12 protein-coding genes, 4 tRNA genes and 2 rRNA genes are annotated in these 20,108 nt (G+C 52.4%); 15 read left to right on the top strand and 3 right to left on the bottom strand.

Annotated features, from left to right (window positions below; genetic code table 11):
• Nucleotides 1-21 precede the first annotated feature (21 nt).
• The 3 genes from BN3911_RS03615 (at nucleotide 22) to BN3911_RS03625 (ending at nucleotide 4,827) form a co-directional block, all read left to right on the top strand.
• The gene (locus BN3911_RS03615; protein WP_066861457.1) at nucleotides 22-873 is read left to right on the top strand and encodes a ParB/RepB/Spo0J family partition protein; all 852 of its coding nucleotides are present in this window, start codon (nucleotides 22-24) and stop codon (nucleotides 871-873) included.
• A gap of 116 nt (nucleotides 874-989) precedes the next feature.
• Nucleotides 990-2,267: a serine--tRNA ligase gene (gene serS, locus BN3911_RS03620; RefSeq protein WP_066861460.1), complete on the top strand. Its 1,278-nt coding sequence runs from the start codon at nucleotides 990-992 to the stop codon at nucleotides 2,265-2,267.
• Nucleotides 2,268-2,433: 166 nt separating this feature from the next.
• Complete coding sequence (locus tag BN3911_RS03625) at nucleotides 2,434-4,827, top strand: GH116 family glycosyl-hydrolase (RefSeq protein ID WP_066861463.1); 2,394 nt, start codon at nucleotides 2,434-2,436, stop codon at nucleotides 4,825-4,827.
• 78 nt (nucleotides 4,828-4,905) lie between these two features.
• Here the strand turns inward: BN3911_RS03625 and BN3911_RS03630 are convergent, their stop codons facing one another.
• Together BN3911_RS03630 and BN3911_RS17135 are read right to left on the bottom strand one after the other, a co-directional pair.
• Complete coding sequence (locus BN3911_RS03630; RefSeq protein WP_066861466.1) at nucleotides 4,906-6,087, bottom strand: MFS transporter; 1,182 nt, start codon at nucleotides 6,085-6,087, stop codon at nucleotides 4,906-4,908.
• Between the two features lie 77 nt (nucleotides 6,088-6,164).
• Nucleotides 6,165-6,317, bottom strand: a complete 153-nt coding sequence (locus BN3911_RS17135) for a hypothetical protein (protein ID WP_154669693.1) — start codon at nucleotides 6,315-6,317, stop codon at nucleotides 6,165-6,167.
• A gap of 257 nt (nucleotides 6,318-6,574) precedes the next feature.
• Here BN3911_RS17135 and guaB point away from each other — a divergent pair, with 257 nt between their 5' ends.
• The 8 genes from guaB to BN3911_RS03670 all read left to right on the top strand — a co-directional run bounded on the left by guaB (nucleotide 6,575) and on the right by BN3911_RS03670 (nucleotide 13,650).
• Nucleotides 6,575-8,053, top strand: a complete 1,479-nt coding sequence (gene guaB / locus BN3911_RS03635) for an IMP dehydrogenase (protein WP_066861468.1) — start codon at nucleotides 6,575-6,577, stop codon at nucleotides 8,051-8,053.
• 110 nt (nucleotides 8,054-8,163) lie between these two features.
• A tRNA-Met gene (locus BN3911_RS03640) sits at nucleotides 8,164-8,240 on the top strand.
• A gap of 3 nt (nucleotides 8,241-8,243) precedes the next feature.
• A tRNA-Glu gene (locus tag BN3911_RS03645) sits at nucleotides 8,244-8,318 on the top strand.
• A gap of 137 nt (nucleotides 8,319-8,455) precedes the next feature.
• Nucleotides 8,456-9,046, top strand: coding sequence for a hypothetical protein (locus BN3911_RS03650; protein ID WP_066861470.1), 591 nt, complete (start codon nucleotides 8,456-8,458; stop codon nucleotides 9,044-9,046).
• 191 nt (nucleotides 9,047-9,237) lie between these two features.
• A complete protein-coding gene (locus BN3911_RS03655) occupies nucleotides 9,238-9,885 on the top strand; it encodes a lactate utilization protein (protein ID WP_066861473.1) in 648 nt (215 codons plus the stop codon).
• Nucleotides 9,886-9,904: 19 nt separating this feature from the next.
• Nucleotides 9,905-10,771, top strand: a complete 867-nt coding sequence (locus BN3911_RS03660; protein WP_066861476.1) for a sugar phosphate isomerase/epimerase family protein — start codon at nucleotides 9,905-9,907, stop codon at nucleotides 10,769-10,771.
• Between the two features lie 47 nt (nucleotides 10,772-10,818).
• Nucleotides 10,819-12,171, top strand: coding sequence for an MATE family efflux transporter (locus BN3911_RS03665; RefSeq protein ID WP_066861479.1), 1,353 nt, complete (start codon nucleotides 10,819-10,821; stop codon nucleotides 12,169-12,171).
• A gap of 126 nt (nucleotides 12,172-12,297) precedes the next feature.
• Nucleotides 12,298-13,650, top strand: coding sequence for an MATE family efflux transporter (locus BN3911_RS03670; RefSeq protein WP_066861484.1), 1,353 nt, complete (start codon nucleotides 12,298-12,300; stop codon nucleotides 13,648-13,650).
• A gap of 14 nt (nucleotides 13,651-13,664) precedes the next feature.
• Here the strand turns inward: BN3911_RS03670 and sleB are convergent, their stop codons facing one another.
• Nucleotides 13,665-14,366: a spore cortex-lytic enzyme gene (gene sleB / locus BN3911_RS03675; RefSeq protein WP_066861487.1), complete on the bottom strand. Its 702-nt coding sequence runs from the start codon at nucleotides 14,364-14,366 to the stop codon at nucleotides 13,665-13,667.
• A 528-nt stretch (nucleotides 14,367-14,894) separates the two neighbouring features.
• Between sleB and BN3911_RS03680 the strand changes: the two genes are divergently transcribed.
• The 4 genes from BN3911_RS03680 (at nucleotide 14,895) to BN3911_RS03695 (ending at nucleotide 20,003) form a co-directional block, all read left to right on the top strand.
• Nucleotides 14,895-16,434, top strand: a 16S ribosomal RNA gene (locus BN3911_RS03680).
• Between the two features lie 146 nt (nucleotides 16,435-16,580).
• Nucleotides 16,581-16,656, top strand: a tRNA-Ala gene (locus tag BN3911_RS03685).
• A gap of 124 nt (nucleotides 16,657-16,780) precedes the next feature.
• Nucleotides 16,781-16,857, top strand: a tRNA-Ile gene (locus tag BN3911_RS03690).
• 309 nt (nucleotides 16,858-17,166) lie between these two features.
• Nucleotides 17,167-20,003, top strand: a 23S ribosomal RNA gene (locus BN3911_RS03695).
• The 16S and 23S rRNA genes sit together here with 2 tRNA genes alongside, the layout of an rRNA operon.
• The last annotated feature ends 105 nt before the right edge of the window (nucleotides 20,004-20,108 follow it).

Genomic DNA, 20,108 nt, shown 5'->3' on the forward strand with positions numbered 1-20,108 from the left:
AACGGAAGGGGGTAAAGGAATATGAAAAAAAGGGGACTTGGAAAAGGCCTGGACGCAATTTTTGCAGAGAATAATGCGGAAAGCGCCGAGGGAGCGGTCAGTATCCGTATCAGTGAGATCGAACCGAATCGGGAGCAGCCCAGAAAAGAATTTGACAGCGAGGCGCTTTCCGAGCTGGCGGATTCTATTTCACAGCACGGCGTGCTGCAGCCCCTTCTGCTGCGGCCCATGCTCAGCGGGGGGTACCGCATAGTAGCGGGAGAACGCCGCTGGAGAGCCGCCAGAATGGCCGGACTTTCCGAGGTGCCGGCTGTTATCCGGGAAATGACGGATGCGGAAGAAATGCTGTTTGCGCTGATTGAAAACCTGCAGCGGGAGGACCTCACCCCGTTGGAAGAAGCGAGAGGCTACCGCACCCTGATCGAAACGCAGGATTTTACCCAGGAAGAGGTTTCCCGGACAGTCGGAAAATCCCGGCCTGCAGTGACCAACGCTCTGCGGCTGCTGAACCTGCCGGAGGACATCCAGAAACTGCTGGAGAACGGAGAAATTTCCGCTGGACATGCCAGGACGCTTTTGAGTTTCAAAAATGAGGAAGATATGAGATTGGGAGCGCAGAAGGCCCGTCAGGGCGCGTCTGTGAGGGAATTGGAAAACCTGGCAAAAAAGCTGAACGAAAAAAAGAGCGCACCGAAGAAAAGCGGCGCTAAAAACCAATACTATGAAGAAGCCCAGCTGGCTGTGGGAGAATACCTCAACCGGAAGGTGAAGGTAGCGGGGACCCGGAAGAAGGGAGTTCTGCAGATTGAATTTTACGGGGAAGAAGATCTTCAGAACCTGTTGAGCGAGCTGAAGCTGAAGGAAGACGAATAGGAACCCGTTCTGAACAATGACGAAAACGCAGGAACCGTCCTGACTGGAAAAAGAAATCTTTTCCACTGGGATATGAAATTAAGTGACAATAAAGTCGTGAGAAAGGGTAGAGAAAAATGCTGGACATCAAGTTGATTCGGACGAATCCGGAGTTGGTCAAAGAAAATATAAGGAAGAAATTCCAAGAGGAAAAACTGCCTCTTGTGGATGAAGTCATAGAGCTGGACGCTCAGTTCCGCGCCTCCAAAGGACGGGGCGACGAACTGAGACAGCAGCGCAATACCATCAGCAAAGAGATCGGCAAGCTGATGGGTCAGGGAAAGAAGGATGAGGCGGAGGAGACCAAAAAAAGGGTAGCTGCCATTGCCGGTGAACTGGAAGAAATGGAGCGCCGGGAGTCGGAGATGGCGGAGGAAATCCGGAAGCGTATGCTGGTCATCCCCAATATCATTGACGAGTCTGTACCCATCGGCAGGGACGACAGTGAAAACGTGGAAGTGACAAAATACGGCAAGCCGGTTGTCCCGGAATGGGAGGTCCCCTATCATACCGACATTATGGAGCGGTTTCAGGGGATTGATCTGGACAGCGCCAGAAAAACCAGCGGAAATGGTTTTTACTATCTGATGGGGGACATTGCCAGACTGCATTCCGGCATTCTGTCCTATGCCCGGGATTTTATGATCGAGAAGGGATTCACCTACTGCGTTCCCCCTTTTATGATCCGCAGCGATGTGGTGACCGGGGTGATGAGCTTTGCCGAAATGGAAAACATGATGTACAAGATAGAGGGAGAAGACCTGTATCTGATCGGCACCAGCGAGCATTCCATGATTGGCAAGTTTATCGACACCATCCTGCCGGAAGAGCAAATGCCCCAGACGCTCACCAGTTATTCCCCCTGCTTCCGGAAGGAAGTGGGCGCCCACGGCATTGAGGAACGGGGCGTCTACCGGATCCATCAGTTTGAAAAGCAGGAGATGATTGTGGTCTGCAAGCCCGAGGACAGCATGGACTGGTTCCACAAGCTGTACAGCTATACGGTGGAGCTGTTCCGCTCCATGGAAATACCGGTTCGCACGCTGGAATGCTGCTCCGGTGATCTGGCGGATCTGAAGGTGAAGAGTATTGATGTAGAAGCCTGGTCGCCGCGGCAGAAAAAGTATTTTGAAGTGGGAAGCTGTTCCAATCTGGGCGACGCCCAGGCGCGCAGGCTTGGCATCCGTATCAAGGGGAAAGAGGGCAACTATTTTGCCCATACCCTGAATAATACCGTGGTGGCGCCCCCCCGCATGCTCATTGCTTTCCTGGAGAATAATCTGCAGTCAGACGGCAGCATCCGGATACCGGAACCCCTGCGTATGTATATGGGCGGTAAAGACGCTATCCGCTGAAAATGTAAGGCCTCCTCTTCGTAAGAAAAGGAGGCCTTTTTCCATAGGTGAATTTTGTCCTGTTTTTTGCCATGATATCACAGGAAATTGAGAAGCAGAGGGAGATAAAATGAAGCAAGGCAGAAGAGGAAGAGTAGGCTGAAAAGAAGGAAAGGAAAGTGCTGAAATGAAATGGTACCCTAATACTGCCACTGAGGCAGGTTTTCCCATCGGAGGGATTGGAACCGGAACCGTCACATTGGGTTCTGACGGCGATCTTCGGGACTGGGAAATTTTCAATCGTCCCAACAAGGGGGGACAGATTGGTTACGGCTTTTTTGCGCTGCATGTGGAGGGACAAGACAAACGTGATACCCGAATTCTCCGGTCCAGAAAAACGCCCCCCTATTCCCAGGCCAGAGGCTATCACCCGGGCTGGCTGTATGGTATGCCATGTATGGAGCGTTCGCGTCTCTCTGTGGAGTATCCCTTTGCAGATCTGGAATTTGAAGACGACAGCCTGCCCGTCAAGGTAACGCTGACAGCCTTCAACCCTTTTATCCCACTCCAGGCAGAGGATTCTGGGATTCCAGCCGCCCTGTTCCGTTACAAGATAAAAAATGAGAGCGGAATTCCGCTGCGGACGACGGTTGCGGCATCTCTTCCCAATCTTGCCGGATATCTGGGAAACGATGAATTTGAAAACATGCTTCTGCCGCAGGGCGCCAGAAATAGAAAAAAACAGCAGGGCGGTATTCGCGGCCTGCTGATGGAGAATCCATCCTGTCTGCCGGAACATCCCAGAACGGGCAGCATGGCAATTCTGACTGGGGATCCGGAAGGAGAGATCCAGGAGACTTGGCTGACAGGCGGCTGGTGGGATGGCATGGAAGATTTCTGGCATCATTTTTCACAGGACGGCAGTCTGGGTGTGGAAAACACAGCCAATTCCATGGAAAGCTGGCTTGGGCCTCATAAAAATCTGCGCGTGGGTTCTGTGGGAATCACCCATATGCTCCAGCCAGGAGAAGAAAAAACCTTTGAATTCGTCCTCTCTTGGTATTATCCCAACAGGATCAAATCCTGGGATGAGGATACCCCCTGGAAAGAAGGGGAGGAAACAGAAAAGAATTACTACGCTTCCCGGTATCAAGATGCATGGGAGGCCGGCGCAGACCTTCTCTGCCGTCTGCCGGAATTGGAAAAGACGAGCCGGCTGTTTACCAAAGCGATATATGAGAGCACGCTTCCGGAAGCAGTGATTGAAGCGGTGTGCGCCAACATTACGGCTTTGCGCAGTACGACCTGCTTCCGAATTGCCGACGGCACGTTCCTCGCTTATGAGGGCTCCCATGAAAGAAAGGGAAGCTGCCCGGGCACCTGCACTCATGTTTGGAACTACGCACAGACAGTGGCATGGCTGTTTCCAGAACTGGAACGCAGCGCCAGGCGGATAGAGTTCGGTTTGGAGACCAGGGAAGACGGCTGTATGCCGTTCCGCAATGAACGTATCTTCGGCAGCGAGCCGGAGGAAGCGGTTCCAGCGGCGGACGGGCAATTCGGCACAGTTGTGCGCCTTTACCGGGAATGGCTGCTCAGCGGAGAGGAAGAATTTTTAAAGGAGCTCTGGCCAAAGGCCAAAAAGGCGTTGGAATACGGCATCCGAAACTGGGATCCGGATGAGGACGGCATGCTGTCGGGACGCCAGCACAATACCTATGACATAGAATTTTATGGAACCGTGCCCATGCTGAATTCGATCTATTATGCGGCCCTGGCGGCAGGGGAAAAAATGGCCATTTACTTTGGCGAGGAGGAAACCGCGGAGCGTTGGAGGGAGCTGCGCCAGAAAGGCAGCAAAAAAATGGACCAGGAGCTCTGGAACGGAGCATACTATATCCAGAAGCTGGAAGACATTGGCAGCTACCGCTTCCAGTATGGGGAAGGCTGTCTGGCAGACCAGATACTGGGCCAGTTTTTTGCCCATGTGAACCGGTTGGGTTATCTGTTCCCCAAAGACCATGTCAGACAGGCAGTCTATTCCATCTACGAGAACAACTACAGGGATAATTTTATAGGAGCCGTCAATGCGCAGCGCGCCTATGCCATGGAGGAGGATAAGGGGCTGGTGCTCTGCTCCTGGCCCCAGGGCAACCGGCCTGTGATTCCTTTCTGCTATTCAGAAGAGGTCTGGACCGGCGTGGAATATCAGGTGGCCTCCCATCTGATCTATGAGGGATATATGGAAGAAGGCGTCCGCGTAGTAGAGGCTGTCCGTTCCAGGTACGACGGTTTCAAAAGAAATCCGTGGAATGAGGTGGAATGCGGCAACCACTACGCCAGAAGTATGTCCAGCTATGGGCTGCTGCTGGCCCTCAGCGGTTTTCATGCTGACGTGCCCAACAGGGAACTCAGTTTTTCTCCTAAAACAAAGGAAAAGGATTTTTCCTGCTTTTTCTGCTGCGGTTCCGGCTGGGGTATCTACCGCCAGAGCCGGGACGATCAGGGCAGAGTAACCAGAAAACTGGAGCCTCTTTTTGGAAATCTGGAGGGTTTTACCCTAAAAGGCGGAGAACAATAAATTTTTTCTAAGTCGCCGGAGAGGGAGACTCCGAAAATAGGAAAAAAGGAACCGGGGGATCCGAAGGATCTCCCGGTTTTATACAGTTTCTGCAGCCGCGCTTTCCTTTGGCGCTTTGCGGCGGATCAGAAAAGAGCCGGCAAAAATGGCGATGCTGATGAGGTAAAGACAGAAAACAGAAAAATAAAACAACTTGGCGCCGATCGCGTCAAACACCACACCGCCGATCAGGTTTCCCAGGATCCCGGCTGTGGACTGCACCGCCACAAAAAACGCCTGGGCGCTGGCCTTCAGGTTGTCTGGGGCCAGATCATAGATGTAGTTGAGAGCAGAGCCTAAAAACAGGCCGTTTCCCAATCCGAAAAAGGTGCAGAACAGGAGAATAGTGAGGAAGGAATTGGCGAACAGGGAAAAACAGAGACATTCCACGGCCATAAAGGAAGCGGCAGCCATGATCAGATATTTGAGGGGAAAGCGCTTCCGCAGCTTGACCATCAGGAGCAGGAAGGGAATTTCAAACAGGGCGCGGTAGGCCAGCAAAATACTGTATTTTTCCGTGTCCGCCCCCACGCTCTTCATGAAGTAAGGCACAAAAGTGCCTTCACAGCTGCAGGCAATGTAAAACAAAAAGGCGAAGAGCAGAAAGGTGACGTAAGAATAGCTGCGGAATAAAGCGCCGAAATTGAGTTTCTCCTTTTTTCCATCCGGCGCCGTGCGGGGTTTCTTCGTATGAGGCTCCCGGGCGCAGACGGCAAACAGGATGGCCGGCAGCATACACACTGCAGACAGCCAGAAGGTGGAAGGGACGCCCACCATAGGAAGCAGGGCGGAAATCAGTACGCCGCCCACCATGTAGAGAAAGGAGCCTACACTGCGGATAGCCCCGAAGTTCAGACGGAGCTCGTTGCAGTTGCGCACCAGAATATTATCGGTGAAGTTGGTCATGGAGCCCCGGAAAAAGTTAATCAAAGGAATGAAAATGAGAAACAGTACAGGAGAAACCGGCAAACCTGTGGGAATCAGGGGGATCAGGGCATAAAGTCCCACACCCAGGGTCAGTATCATGACCAGGATTCTTTTGACGGAGCCGATTTTGTCGCTGATCATACCCCAGAAGGAAACGGACGCTATGGCCACTGCCGAAGCAAGCGCGTTTAAAAGTCCCAGCTGGGAGGCGGAAAATCCCTCGTTCTGCAGGTAGACGGCCTGGTAACAGCTGAAGGACATGGCAAACCAATAAATCCCGTTCAATCCGGCCAAATTGAGTGCTTCCGCTACACCTGGGCCCGGTTTCCGTCGAAAAATTCTGCTCAGCAAATGTAACTACTCCCCTTACTTTAAAAATATTTTCCATGCTTTCCACCCTGGCAGGCGCTGCGTTGCGCCAATTTGGCAGAGAAGGGGAGCGAGTCCTGCAGATTTCCAAAAACCAAAGCCAGGCGTTTTGTTGGTAATAATGGCTGGACGCCATGTGGAATCGTACCCTTCAAATTTTAGGAGCCTTCCCTGGCTGGCGGAAAATGGAACTTTACAGCGTCTGGCTGCCGGACTTTCACCCGTTGAAAGTATAACAAACAGGTGAAAACTGTCAATGGGTTTTGCAAAAATAAAAATAGAATCCTGCAAATTTTATAAATAGGGAAAGGAAGCATGGGAATCCCCGAAAATACTTGCATTTCCGCGTGCTCAATGCTATAATGATGACTTATAAAATGAGGAAAAATACAGTGAGAAAGAGAGTGTGGTTATGCTGACAATGGAATTCCAGGACAAGTTTCTGAAGGAGGGTCTCACCTACGATGATGTTCTGCTGATCCCGGCGGAATCCAACGTACTGCCCAGCGAAGTAGACTTTTCCACCAACCTCACCAGGACCATTAAGCTCAACACCCCTATTATGACGGCCGCTATGGACACGGTCACCGAGTCCGATATGGCTATCGCCATTGCCAGAGAGGGCGGCATTGGCATTATTCACAAGAATATGTCTATCGAACGGCAGGCGGATCAGGTAGACCGCGTGAAGCGTTCGGAAAACGGCGTCATTGTCAATCCCTTTTTCCTGGGACCGGATAACCTGGTGCGGGAAGCGGACGAGATCATGGGCCGTTTTAAAATATCCGGCGTGCCCATCTGTCAGGACGGCGTTCTGGTAGGCATCATCACCAACCGGGATATGCGGTTTATGGAAGGGGACGACTTCGACCAGCCCATCAGAAATGTGATGACCAAGGACAACCTGGTCACCGCGCCTGTGGGAACCACACTTAAGGATGCCCAGGAAATCCTGCGGAAGCACCGCATTGAAAAGCTCCCCATTGTAGACGATAAGATGAGGCTCAAGGGCTTGATCACCATTAAGGATATTGAGAAGGCTGTACGCTATCCCAATTCTGCAAGAGACAAAGGCGGAAGGCTCCTGTGCGGCGCTGCGATAGGCGCTACCCAGGATGTGCTGGATCGCGTTGCGGCATTGATTGAAGCACAGGTGGACGTGGTGACGCTGGATTCTGCCCATGGACATAACAGCGGCGTGCTGGAGGCCGTACGGAAGGTGAAGAAAGCCTACCCGGAGCTGCAGGTCATCGCGGGCAATATCGCTACGGCGGAAGGGGCAAAGGCCTTGATAGACGCAGGCGCCGACTGTGTGAAAGTGGGCATCGGCCCCGGCTCTATCTGCACCACCCGCGTGGTTGCGGGGATCGGCGTACCGCAGATTACAGCTGTGTTTGATGCGGCCATGGAAGCGGCGAAACACGGAATTCCTGTAATTGCTGACGGCGGCATCAAGTACAGCGGAGATATTGTCAAGGCATTGGCCGCAGGCGCTAATGTGGTGATGCTGGGTTCTATGGTGGCAGGCTGCAAGGAGGCTCCCGGCGAGTACGAGCTCTACCAGGGCCGTCAGTTCAAGGTGTACCGCGGTATGGGCAGTCTTGGCGCCATGGGCAAGGGCAGCAGCGACCGCTATTTCCAGGGGGAGCAAAAGAAGTTTGTCCCCGAAGGCGTAGAAGGCCGCGTCCCCTATAAGGGACCTTTGGCCGATACCATTTTCCAAATGGTAGGCGGCTTGCGGTCAGGCATGGGTTATACAGGCTGTTCCACCATTCAGGAATTGCATGATAAGGCACAGTTTGTGCGAATTACCGGAGCAGGCCTTAAAGAGAGCCATCCCCATGACATTCAGATCACGAAAGAAGCGCCAAACTACTCCTTCAATCCGTAAAAATCCTCATTTTACCAGAAAATTTCTAAAATATTTAAAATCGGGTTGACAAATACTAAGTCCTACGATATAATAATTAGCGCTCCGTTCTTTAAATGGAGCGCACATATGGCGGCATAGCTCAGTTGGCTAGAGCATTCGGTTCATACCCGAAGTGTCGATGGTTCAAATCCATTTGCCGCTACCATATGGCCCGGTGGTCAAGCGGTTAAGACACCGCCCTTTCACGGCGGTAACACGAGTTCGATTCTCGTCCGGGTCACCACACCTGCGGTGGGCATTTGGCGCACCGCAGTTTTCTTTTTAAAAAACCCCCTTTTACCGGGGCGCACGGAAGAGACGCGGGCTCCCGGTTTACGGTGGGCCGGCGTTTTTCATTTTGTCTGGATGGAGGGTCTTCCCATGTTAAAAAAACTGTTGCTGCTCGGCGCTGCCGCCGGGCTGGTTCTTTCTCTTTCCGCCTGCGGCGTGCAGCCGGAGCAGCTTCCCACGCTTTCCGTACCGGGAGAAACGGCGTCTTCTGCTCCCAATGGCACTGCCAGTTCTGCCTCTGCGGCATCCGGTACGGAATCCGGAGTCTCATCTGAGACGGCGACTCCAAAGCCTGCCGTAAAGATGGAGGACTGCGAAGATAATTTGGACGGCCTCTGCAAATATCTGGAAGGAAATTATGCTGTTACCGGCGATAGGGTGGAAATGTCCTATAAGGAGATTGGCGCCATCGGGGGGTACCGCTATAAATTCCTCTATAACGGCGGAACCGTGCAGGTGGAGGTCTATGAGTTTGACCTGGAGAACCTGGACGATAAGGGACGGGAATGTCTTGACAGCGTAAAAAAGGACGGCAAGTTCACTGTGTTGGACAATGAGGTGCCAGCGCAGCTCAATGGAGACGGAAAATATATGCTGATCTATACGGATTCCGGTAAAAGCGATGCGGGCAAGACCCTTCGGGAAACCGTAACAAAGCTCTTCACAGAGTTTAAGGCGTAACCTATCATATCAGGCGGAATGGCACGGCGCCGTTTTCCACAGCTTCTTTGGATGACTGTGGGAAGCGGCGCCGTTTGTCGAACATGGGGAAGCGGCAGACGGCCCACTTTCTTCCGGTAAACGGCTTGATTTCACCTTTGACGAGGCGTACAATAGAGCTATGGAAACGCAGGGAAGGAGTAGGAGAAAAATTGGACGGGAATAAACGCTTTGTAACCGACGCACGGATCGGACGGACCATCGAAGCCCTGGCAAAAAACAGGATACCGGCGGTATACGCTCCCACGAAAGAAGAGGCGGTGCAGTTGGTTAAGTCCCTGATGAACCGGGGGGATACCATCTCCTGTGGAGGCTCTGTCACCTTGGCGGAAAGCGGTGTGAGGGAGCTGATGCAAAGTGGGGAGTATACATTTTTGGACCGGGAGGCCATGCCCCCGGAGGAAGCCTATCTTAAAACATTTTCTGCAGACGTATTCCTCACCAGTGCCAACGCGATTACTGAGGATGGGGAGCTTTACAATGTGGACGGCAACGGCAACCGGGTTGCCGCTTTGATTTACGGCCCGAAAAAAGTGATTGTGGTAGCGGGCTGCAATAAAATCGTCAGGAATCTTCAGGAAGCGGTGGAACGGGTAAAAAACATGGCCGCTCCTGCCAACGGAGCGCGTCTGGAAAGCGGAACCCCCTGTTCCCGCTTGGGCAGGTGTTCTGCCTGCGGCGGACGGATGACTGCCGGCTGCGCTTCGGAACGGCGGATGTGCTGCCAGTATGTGGTGACCGGCTATCAGCGGACAGACCGCATCCATGTGGTGCTGGTGGGCGAGGATCTGGGATATTGATTGGAGAGGAGAAAACGCCATGCCTTTAAAAGTTGGAATTCAGCTGTATTCGGTGAAGAACGCCATCGCCGGGAACCCCCGCGCCGTATTGGAAAAGCTGGCGGAGACTGGCTACCGGTATGTAGAGGCTGCAAACCACAATGCCGGCTCTGACCCAGGGGTGGGTTTCGGCCTGCCTGCACGGGAAATGAGGCAGACCCTGGAGGAATTCGGCCTGAAGATCGTGGGCTGCCATGTGAACCCGCTGCGGGAGGAGCTTTTGCCTGCTGTATTGGACTATCACGCAGAGCTGGGAAACACACAGATTGGCTGCGACATCGAATTTTATCCCTATGGAGATTTGGACTATCTGAAGCGCCGCTGTGAAATGTTCAACCACATTGGAGAGCTGTGCAGGGAAAGAGGCATGCGGTATTATTACCACAACCATTTTCAGGAATTCCAAAGGTTTGGGGACGAGCTGGTCTATGACCTGATCATGGAGAATACGGACCCTGACCTTGTTTATGCAGAGCTGGACACCTATTGGGCTGCCCGGGGCGGGCAGGATCCCGCGGAACTGATACGCAGGTATCAGGATCGGGTGATCCTGCTGCATCAGAAAGATTTCCCCGCGGACGCTGCACAGCCTCTCAATATGTACGACGGGGTGGTGGACTTCCGGGAGGCCATTGATATGGAGCTGTTTCTGCGGGTTAAGGATCCGGACGGCTTTACGGAGATCGGCACAGGGACCCTTCCCATTCAGAACTATATTGAGGCGGCGGAGTCCTGCCCGAACCTCGATTACATTTTACTGGAGCAGGACGCGACCCGCCTGGACGAGATGGAGTCCATTCAAATATCCATGCAGGCGTTTCGCAAATTCAAGGGAGTGGAATTGTAATTTTTAGCCTGAATCTCAAATTGAAGCCGCGGAAGCGGTCCTATGAGATGGACATGACAAACGGGCCCCTGCTGGGGAAGCTTGTCCGCTTTGCCATCCCCCTGGGCCTTTCGGGCATTTTACAGCTGCTGTTCAATGCGGCGGATATTGTAGTGGTAGGCCGTTTCGCAGGCAGTGGTGCTTTGGCGGCGGTGGGTTCCACCGGCGCACTGATCAATCTCATTGTCAACCTCTTTATCGGGCTCTCTGTAGGCACCAATGTTTTGGCCGCCCAGTATTACGGAGCGGGAAACAGAAAGGATCTGCAGGAGACCGTACATACCTCTGTGCTTACAAGCCTGATTTTTGGCGTAGTTCTGCTGGTTATCGGCATCAGCCTGGCGGATCCCCTGCTGGCGCTGATGGGAACCCCGGAGGAAGTGCTCCCTCAGGCTTCGCTTTATATGCGCATCTTCTTTTTGGGAATGCCCGCGTCCATGCTGTATAACTTCGGGGCCGCCATACTGCGCGCTGTAGGGGATACCAAGCGGCCGCTGTATTTCCTGCTGCTGTCCGGTGTGGTCAACGTGGTCCTGAACCTGTTCTTTGTCATTGTGCTGCATATGGATGTGGCGGGTGTGGCCACTGCCACTGTCATTTCCCAGGCAATTTCCGCCGGCCTGGTGGTCTGGTGTCTTGTGAAGGTAAAGGGCGATTATAATTTGGATTTGAAAAAGCTGCGGATTTATAAGGATAAGCTGCTGGGCATGACAAAAATAGGGCTTCCCGCGGGGATTCAGGGGGCATCTTTTGCCATTTCCAACGTGTTGATCCAGTCCTCTATCAATTCCTTTGGAGCGGTTGCCATGGCTGGGAACACGGCGGCTTCCAATATAGAAGGATTTGTCTCTACCGCCATGGATGCTTTTTCCCAGGCGGCCCTGAGCTTTACGGCGCAGAATTTAGGGGCCGGAAAGACAAAGCGGCTGAGCCGCATTCTCTGGCTCTGCCTTTCACTGGTTGCGGGCACGGGCCTGCTGCTGGGTGTGGGGGGATATCTGCTGGCCCCTCAGCTTTTGGGCATCTACTCCTCCGATCCGGAGGTCATTTCCTTTGGAATACAGCGGATGCAGGTGGTCTGTGTGATGCAGTGCATCGGCGGGCTGATGGGGACCTTTGTAGGAACACTCCGGGGAATGGGGGCCTCTATGGTTCCCATGGTGATCACCATATCCTGCGTCTGTGGTTTTCGGATTGTTTGGATTTTGACCGTGTTTGCCGCCCTTCCTACCCTTGGCGTGCTGTATGCTTCCTACCCAATCACCTGGGGCCTGGCGGCTGTGCTGGAGGCCCTGTGCTATTTAGTTGTCAAAAGAAGGGTTGTCCGAAAACGGCAGGCTGCGGCAGCAGGCATAAAATGAAAGCCGGGAACGCTGCCGGCAGACTTTGGACGCAGCAGAAACAGGTCATTCAGAAAAAAGTGGGGGAATGTAATTTTGAGGTTAAAGCTGAAACCCAGAGCCAGAAAGGGTTCCTATGAGATCGATATGGTAAACGGGCCCTTATTGGGGAAAATCTGTATGTTTGCCCTTCCGCTGGCGTTGTCGGGAATCCTGCAGCTGCTGTTCAACGCGGCGGATATCGTAGTTGTGGGAAACTTTGCGGGCAGCACGGCTCTGGCTGCGGTGGGTTCCACCGGCGCGCTGATCAATTTAATTGTCAATGTTTTTATCGGATTGTCTGTAGGTACCAATGTGCTGGTGGCCCGTTATTACGGGGCCGGCCAGCAGAAAGATCTGGAGGAGACGGTGCACACCTCCATTGCCACCAGCCTGGTTTCCGGTGTCATTCTGATCGTCCTGGGTATTCTTCTGGCAAAGCCCCTGCTTTCCCTGATGGGAACGCCGGACGATGTGATTGACCAGGCGGCGCTGTACATGCGTATTTTCTTTATCGGAATGCCCGTTAACATGCTCTACAATTTCGGTGCGGCAGTGCTGCGGGCTGTGGGGGATACCAAGCGTCCCCTTTATTTCCTGTTTATCGCAGGAGTGGTCAATGTGCTTTTGAACCTGTTTTTTGTCATCGTCTGTGGGCTTGGAGTAGCTGGTGTGGCGATTGCCACCGTGATTTCTCAGGCCATATCGGCTGTGCTGGTAACGCTGTGCCTGATCAAAAGCGACGGTCCCTATGCCCTGGATCTGAAAAAACTCCGTATCAAAAAGGATAAGCTGATCGGAATGGCCAGAATCGGTCTCCCCGCAGGCCTTCAGGGAGCAATCTTTTCCATCTCCAATGTGCTGATCCAATCTTCCATCAATTCCTTTGGCTCTACCGCCATGGCGGGAAGCACGGCTGCCTCCAACATTGAGGGCTTTGTCTATACGGGAATGAATGCCTTCCACCAGGCGGCCCTGAGTTTTACGGGACAGAATGCAGGCGCGGGGAAATATCACCGGATTGGCAAAATCCTCGGCCAATGTGTGCTGCTGGTGACCGGCGTGGGTTTGGTGCTGGGCCTGGGCGCCTATCTTTTGGGCGGCCCGCTGCTGCATATTTATTCCTCTGATCCCCAGGTGGTAGCTTACGGCTTGGAACGAATGCTGGTGATTTGCACCGTCTATTTTATCTGCGGCATCATGGATGTGCTGGTGGGTAGTTTGAGAGGCCTGGGATATTCTATTGTGCCCATGATAGTCTCTGTTGTCGGTGTGTGCGGGCTTCGGGTCCTGTGGATCTATACTGTATTTGCCGCCGAACGTTCTCTGTTCGTCCTGTATCTTTCTTACCCAGTCACCTGGCTCATTACGGCGTTGATCCATTTTGCCAGTTACTTGGTCATTTACCATAAGAAGGTAAAACCGAAAATTGCGGGACAGCAGCCTGCCCAGGAACAGTAGGTCGTGCCTGTTTGTCAAAGGGCGAAACGATGAGCTCCGATGACGGCAATGACCTCGCGGGACCAAATCCATTTGTTGGTAGTTTTGGCGGGATTATAATAATAGATAGCGCCGCCCGAGGGGTCCGAACCATTGATGGCCTCCCGGGCTGCTTTATAGGCGGAATCCGCCACTGGGGCGTTAATTCCCCCGTCGTCGAGACAGGAGAAAGCTCCTGGCTGGTAGATAACGCCGGAAAGGGTATTGGGAAAGGAGGGATGGGCAATCCGGTTCATGATAACGGCACCCACGGCAACTTGTCCCTCATAAGGCTCTCCGCGGGCTTCCGCAGAGATAATGCTTGCCAGCAGGTTGACGTCGCTCTCACTGAATCCGCCGTAGCCTCCCTGTGAACTTCCGCCCGAGGTGATTCCCAGAGCGGAAAGAGTATTTTTTCCGGCAATTCCATCGGCATCCAGCCCCTGATCCCGCTGAAAGGCCAATACAGCATTTTTTGTGCCGGTGCCAAAGATGCCGTCCAAATCGCCGCTGTAATAGCCCAACTGCTGCAGTTTGGTTTGTATTTGAGTGACCTCGTCTCCGGTGGAGCCGTATTTGGACAGGGCATAGGCGGCCCCGCTGTTCCAGAGCATCAGCAGGATCATCACATTTAAAAGTACGATAACCAGAATGCGCCAAAAATAGAGAAATACCTTTTTTGCCCGTTCACCTTTCATTTGCCAACTCGTCCTTTCCAAATTTCCTCACTCCATATATAAAGAAAAAGATTGCTTTCTATGCGATAAACTTCCCAGGTGTACTAGAAAAGTATCCAAGGGAATTTTTGTTTTTCTAAAATATCATTCGTGAATTGGAAAAAGGAAGCAATTTCCTATGTACAAAAGCAGAAGATGCCCCCAAGATATAGGAAAAGGAGAAGAAAAAGAAAATAAAGCAAAAAAAAGGAGAAAAAGTAGTTGACAAAAGGATAAGGATTTGATATTATAGTCAAGCGCTCGAGAGAGAGGGCGGAAGCGGAAGGGAGCTCGAGAGAGCTTGAAGCCGCATAGAAGCTGGATTTCGAGAGAGCAGAGGACCTTGAAAATTAAACAACGAGAAGAAAGATAGGACCCGTAATTCCTTGAGGGAACTCGAGGGAGAACAAAGGAAACAGAACCTAAAATCTGTGACAGACGTCAGAGACGTCAAATGAGCTACAAAAGCTCTAAAGATGATTTGAGACCCGAGAGGGTTTTAGATACCATATTTTAGAGAGTTTGATCCTGGCTCAGGACGAACGCTGGCGGCGTGCCTAACACATGCAAGTCGAACGGAGATAGACGCTGAAAGGGAGACAGCTTGCTGTAAGAATTTCTTGTTTATCTTAGTGGCGGACGGGTGAGTAACGCGTGAGTAACCTGCCTTTCAGAGGGGGATAACGTCTGGAAACGGACGCTAATACCGCATGAGACCACAGCTTCACATGGAGCGGCGGTCAAAGGAGCAATCCGCTGAAAGATGGACTCGCGTCCGATTAGATAGTTGGCGGGGTAACGGCCCACCAAGTCGACGATCGGTAGCCGGACTGAGAGGTTGAACGGCCACATTGGGACTGAGACACGGCCCAGACTCCTACGGGAGGCAGCAGTGAGGGATATTGGTCAATGGGGGAAACCCTGAACCAGCAACGCCGCGTGAGGGAAGACGGTTTTCGGATTGTAAACCTCTGTCCTCTGTGAAGATAGTGACGGTAGCAGAGGAGGAAGCTCCGGCTAACTACGTGCCAGCAGCCGCGGTAATACGTAGGGAGCGAGCGTTGTCCGGATTTACTGGGTGTAAAGGGTGCGTAGGCGGCTCTGCAAGTCAGAAGTGAAATCCATGGGCTTAACCCATGAACTGCTTTTGAAACTGTAGAGCTTGAGTGAAGTAGAGGTAGGCGGAATTCCCGGTGTAGCGGTGAAATGCGTAGAGATCGGGAGGAACACCAGTGGCGAAGGCGGCCTACTGGGCTTTAACTGACGCTGAGGCACGAAAGCATGGGTAGCAAACAGGATTAGATACCCTGGTAGTCCATGCCGTAAACGATGATTACTAGGTGTGGGGGGTCTGACCCCCTCCGTGCCGGAGTTAACACAATAAGTAATCCACCTGGGGAGTACGACCGCAAGGTTGAAACTCAAAGGAATTGACGGGGGCCCGCACAAGCAGTGGAGTATGTGGATTAATTCGAAGCAACGCGAAGAACCTTACCAGGTCTTGACATCCAACTAACGAAGCAGAGATGCATTAGGTGCCCTTCGGGGAAAGTTGAGACAGGTGGTGCATGGTTGTCGTCAGCTCGTGTCGTGAGATGTTGGGTTAAGTCCCGCAACGAGCGCAACCCTTACTGTTAGTTGCTACGCAAGAGCACTCTAGCAGGACTGCCGTTGACAAAACGGAGGAAGGTGGGGACGACGTCAAATCATCATGCCCCTTATGACCTGGGCCTCACACGTACTACAATGGCCATTAACAGAGGGAAGCAAGCCCGCGAGGTGGAGCAAAACCCTAAAAATGGTCTCAGTTCGGATCGTAGGCTGAAACCCGCCTGCGTGAAGTTGGAATTGCTAGTAATCGCGGATCAGCATGCCGCGGTGAATACGTTCCCGGGCCTTGTACACACCGCCCGTCACACCATGGGAGCCGGTAATACCCGAAGTCAGTAGTCTAACCGCAAGGGGGACGCTGCCGAAGGTAGGATTGGCGACTGGGGTGAAGTCGTAACAAGGTAGCCGTATCGGAAGGTGCGGCTGGATCACCTCCTTTCTATGGAGACCAAAAGGAGACGGAAGTCAGCCTTTTAACATCCAAGGTCAGGACGAGTCTTAGAAATCTAATCGTTGTTTAATTTTGAGGGTCCTGAAAGGGAACCTCAGGAGAGAAAGGGAACACTTCTTTTCTGAAAAGAATATGGGGGTGTAGCTCAGCTGGGAGAGCACCTGCTTTGCAAGCAGGGGGTCATCGGTTCGAACCCGTTCATCTCCACCAGACCTGCGGAAGGCAAGCTGCGATAGGGAGCAAGGTTGAGAAATTGGCATTGCGCCCGTATTGTTGACAAGTCGGAGGCAGGAAAAGGGCAGAGTGGTAGAAACCACCTCTCAAACCAAGAAATGGGCTTATAGCTCAGCCGGTTAGAGCGCACGCCTGATAAGCGTGAGGTCGGTGGTTCGAGTCCACTTAAGCCCACCAGCACCGAGAGGTGCGGGGATTAAGAAAAGAGAAGCAGTGTCGGAAGCTTATACGAAGTATAAGCCAAAAGGCAGAGAGTGACTCGGTTCTTAAGCCCAAGAAGAGTACCTTGAAAACTGAATAAAGCGAAGCAGATAAGAAATCGAGAATGTTATTTAGATTTAATTTGGTCGAAAGATCTGGTTAAAGGTAAATGACTACAATTTCAAAGAAGCGAAGAAGCAGGAAGGGAAGAGACGCCTTTTCTGCAAAGTTAAGTCTATTCAAAGAAATGCGAAAGATTTAGCTACTCAAAAGAAAGAATCACATGGTCAAGCTACAAAGAGCGCAAGGGGAATGCCTTGGCACTGGGAGCCGAAGAAGGACGCGACTAACTGCGAAAAGCTACGGGGAGCCGTAAGTAGGCATCGATCCGTAGATATCCGAATGGAGCAATCCGTCTGGAGTCATGTCCAGACATCATACACTGAATCCATAGGTGTATGAGGGGAACCGCCTGAACTGAAACATCTAAGTAGGGCGAGGAAGAGAAATCAACCGAGATTCCGCTAGTAGTGGCGAGCGAACGCGGAAGAGGCCAAACCGGGGGTAGTAATATCCCCGGGGTTAGGACAGCAACAAGTATCAGGGAATCTAGCAGAACGGCATGGGAAGGCCGACGAAACAGTGTGAGAGTCACGTATGCGAAAGAGGAACTGAGCTAGCTGAATCCAGAGTACCGCCGGACACGTGAAACCCGGTGGGAAGATGGGGGGACCACCCTCCAAGCCTAAATACTACCCAGTGACCGATAGTGTAAAGTACTGTGAAGGAAAGGTGAAAAGAACCCCGGGAGGGGAGTGAAAAAGAACCTGAAACCTTGTGCTTACAAGCACCGAGAGCCCGTCAATGGGTGATCGGGTACCTTTTGTAGAATGGTCCGGCGAGTGAATGCATCTGGCAAGGTTAAGGACTTAAGGTCCGGAGCCGAAGCGAGAGCGAGTCTGAATAGGGCGCATAAAGTCAGATGTATTCGACCCGAAACCGGGTGACCTACCCATGTCCAGGTTGAAGTGGAGGTAAAACTCCATGGAGGACCGAACCGACTCCCGTTGAAATGGTAGCGGATGAGGTGTGGGTAGCGGAGAAATTCCAATCGAACCCGGAGATAGCTGGTTCTCTCCGAAATAGTTTTAGGACTAGCCTCGTATTAGATTACCGGAGGTAAAGCACTGAATGGCCTAGGGCCCGAGAGGGTACCGAAGCCTATCAAACTCAGAATGCCGGATAATTGATGTACGGGAGTCAGACAGTGTGAGATAAGTTTCATTGTCGAAAGGGAAACAGCCCAGACCCACAGCTAAGGTCCCTAAGTACACTTAAGTGGAAAAGGATGTGGGGTTGCACAGACAACCAGGATGTTGGCTTAGAAGCAGCCACTCATTAAAAGAGTGCGTAATAGCTCACTGGTCGAGTGACCCTGCGCCGAAAATTTAACGGGGCTAAAGTGTATACCGAAGCTTGGGATTCATACGCAAGTATGGGTGGTAGGAGAGCGTCGTATGAGGGGTGAAGTCAGAGCGGAAGCGCTGGTGGACTTCATACGAGTGAGAATGCCGGAATGAGTAGCGAGAAATATGTGAGAATCATATTGGCCGAAAGTCTAAGGTTTTTGGAGGAAGGTTCGTCCGCTCCAAGTTAGCCGGGAGCTAAGGTGAGGCCGAGAGGCGTAGCCGATGCACATACGGTGGAAATTCCGTAGCCGCCAAAAGATTTAAGCAAGGGGACACCTTGAAAGAGCATAACCCGGGCGATGGTTGCCCCGGGCGAAAGGGACCGAAATCAAGTAGGGAAGTATGCTTAGACGAGGGCGAGAAAAGCCTTGTGTATATCTTAGGCGCCCGTACCGCAAACCGACACAGGTAGATAGGAAGAGGATTCTAAGGCCAACGGGAGAAGGGTAGTTAAGGAACTCGGCAAATTGATCCCGTAACTTCGGAAGAAGGGATGCCACAGCGATGTGGCCGCAGAGAATAGGCCCAGGCGACTGTTTATCAAAAACACAGGTTTCTGCTAAATCGAAAGATGAAGTATAGGAGCTGACACCTGCCCGGTGCTGGAAGGTTAAGAGGAGATGTGCAAGCATTGAATCGAAGCCCCAGTAAACGGCGGCCGTAACTATAACGGTCCTAAGGTAGCGAAATTCCTTGTCGGGTAAGTTCCGACCCGCACGAATGGTGTAACGATCTGGGCACTGTCTCAATTACCCGCCCGGCGAAATTGTAGTACCGGTGAAGATGCCGGTTACCCGCGACAAGACGGAAAGACCCCATGGAGCTTTACTGCAGCTTAATATTGGGTTTCGATAATTTATGTACAGGATAGGTGGGAGACTAGGAAGCACGGGCGCTAGCTTGTGTGGAGTCAACCTTGGGATACCACCCTTAGATTGTTGGAATTCTAACCTGCGGCCGTGAATCCGGCCGGGGGACATTGTTAGGTGGGCAGTTTGACTGGGGCGGTCGCCTCCAAAAGAGTAACGGAGGCGCTCAAAGGTCCGCTCAGCACGGATGGAAACCGTGCTTTAGAGTGTAAACGCATAAGCGGGCCTAACTGCGAGGATGACGGTCCGAGCAGTAACGAAAGTTGGAGTTAGTGATCCGGCGGTATGAGAGTGGAATTGCCGTCGCTCAACGGATAAAAGCTACCCTGGGGATAACAGGCTGATCTCCCCCAAGAGTTCACATCGACGGGGAGGTTTGGCACCTCGATGTCGGCTCATCACATCCTGGGGCTGTATTCGGTCCCAAGGGTTCGGCTGTTCGCCGATTAAAGTGGTACGCGAGCTGGGTTCAGAACGTCGTGAGACAGTTCGGTCCCTATCTGTCGTGGGCGCAGGATATTTGAGGAGAGCTGTCCTTAGTACGAGAGGACCGGGATGGACACATCTCTGGCGCACCAGTTGTCACGCCAGTGGCATAGCTGGGCAGCTATATGTGGAACGGATAAACGCTGAAAGCATCTAAGCGTGAAGCCGCCTCCAAGATTAGATATCCCATAGCGTAAGCTAGTAAGGCCCCTTGTAGACTACAAGGTTGATAGGCTGCGTGTGTAAGCATGGTAACATGTTCAGCTTGGCAGTACTAATAGGCCGAGGGCTTGACCATAGCTTTCTTTTAGGTCAGGCTTCTTTGAGACATTTTCTTCTGATTTTGTCTCCCCACTTCGATCTCTTTCTCGCTTCTTCCTTTATTAAGTTTTTAGGGTATTCT

The sequence above is a fragment of the Neglectibacter timonensis genome, from assembly GCF_900048895.1.
GTDB lineage: Bacteria > Bacillota > Clostridia > Oscillospirales > Acutalibacteraceae > Acutalibacter > Acutalibacter timonensis.